The 1,551-nt window shown below is 65.1% G+C and carries 2 protein-coding genes; both read right to left on the bottom strand.

Features of this window, described 5'->3' with window-relative positions:
• Nucleotides 1-102: 102 nt before the first annotated feature.
• Complete coding sequence (locus tag FKP22_RS29955; protein WP_233447017.1) at nt 103-891, bottom strand: sulfite exporter TauE/SafE family protein; 789 nt, start codon at nt 889-891, stop codon at nt 103-105.
• Between the two features lie 159 nt (nt 892-1,050).
• The coding region (xdhC, locus tag FKP22_RS29950; protein WP_141291863.1) for a xanthine dehydrogenase accessory protein XdhC at nt 1,051-1,551 on the bottom strand (501 nt) is incomplete at its 5' end.

Raw genomic sequence — 1,551 nt, 5'->3', positions numbered from 1 at the left:
AGGTAGCAGTGACAACCGTGTGCCCGCCCTGCGATTCACTCAGATCGGCGAAGAACCTGAAAAAAGGGACCCGAAGGTCCCTTTGGTGGCATTGAGCGGCGCTCAGACCGACAGCATCTTCACGGCGACCAGGCCCAGCACGATGGCGATGGCGTAGCGGATCAGCGTCAGCGGCGCGCGGGTGCTGATCAAAGAGCCGATCAGCACGCCGGGGATGGAGCCCAGCAGCAGGCTGACCAGCAGGTCGTAGTTGACATTGCCCAGGCTCAGGTGGCCCAGGCCGGCGATCAGCGCCAGCGGAATCGCGTGGGCCAGGTCGGTGCCGACCAGCTTGTTCGAGCTCAGGCGCAGCGGGTACAGGTAGACCAGCATCACGGTGCCCAGCGCGCCGGCACCGATGGAGGTCAGCGTGACCAGCACGCCCAGCACGATGCCGGCGACCACGGTCAGCACAGGCTGTACGTTCTTGAACTTTTCCGAGTCACCGACGCGGAAGTTCTTGCCAATCGCGTGCAGCTTCTCCTTGAACAGCATGCCCAACGCGGTGATGATCAGCGCGATGCCGACCGCCTGGATGATGAAACCGTTCTTGACCTGATGGCCGCCGCTGAAGGTCATCCAGGCGAGCGTCAGCGCCGCAGCGGGCAGGCTGCCCCAGGCCAGGCGCTTGACGATTTCCCAGTCCACCGTGCCGTGGTTGTGGTGCACGGCAGTGCCGAACATCTTGGTGATGGATGCGTACAACAGGTCGGTGCCGACGGCGGTCTGCGGCGCGATGCCGAAGAACAGCACCAGGATGGGGGTCATCAGGGCGCCGCCACCAACGCCGGTGATGCCGACGATGGTGCCAACCAGCAGCCCGGCGATGGAATTCATGCCATCGATTTGCATCGCAGTACCTCGAAACCTTCGGTCGATTCGGGGCCGAGGCAACAAGGCAACTCGGCCGACTGAAGTCATTCTCGCATTCGGCATCTGCAAATGCGGGTTCCGAGTAAAGACCCCCCTAAAAGATTTAGTGACCGAATTGGCAATGAGGGCCGGCTCGGGTCAAGCCGAGGCCAACTGCAGCAGTTGCGCCACGACCGCGACCGCGATGATTTCCGGCGCCTTGCCTTCGATGCCGGGCATGCCGACCGGGCTGACCAGACGGTCCAGTTGGGCATCGGACAGGCCCCGCTCGCGCAGGCGCCGCAGGAAGCCGGCCTTCTTGCTGGCCGAGCCGATCAGGCCCAGGAAGCCGAAATCGCCGCGGCGCAGCACCGCCTCGCAGATGCGGAAGTCCAGCGCGTGGCTGTGGGTCATCACCAGGAAAAAGGCGCCGGCCGGTGCATCGGCCACTTCTTCTTCGGGTTGAGCGCTGGCACAGCAGCGCAGGTGGGCGGGCAGCGGCGTGGCCGGAAAACCGTCTTCGCGCTCGTCCACCCACAGCGCTTCGCAAGGCAGGTCAGCCAGCAGCTTGACGATGGCGCGGCCGACGTGGCCGGCGCCGTGCAACTGCAGGTGAAAGCGCGGCGGCTCGGCAGCCCAGCCGGCGAGGCTGCCACTGTC

The sequence above is a fragment of the Ideonella azotifigens genome (assembly GCF_006519715.1).
In the GTDB taxonomy this organism is placed as follows: Bacteria; Pseudomonadota; Gammaproteobacteria; order Burkholderiales; family Burkholderiaceae_C; genus Ideonella; species Ideonella azotifigens.
This window is presented reverse-complemented; position numbering and strand designations above follow the sequence as displayed.

Excerpts from the sequence above, each read along its gene's own strand:
- FKP22_RS29955 (WP_233447017.1), bottom strand. The coding sequence starts at position 891 with ATGCAAATCGATGGCATGAATTCCATCGCCGGGCTGCTGGTTGGCACC.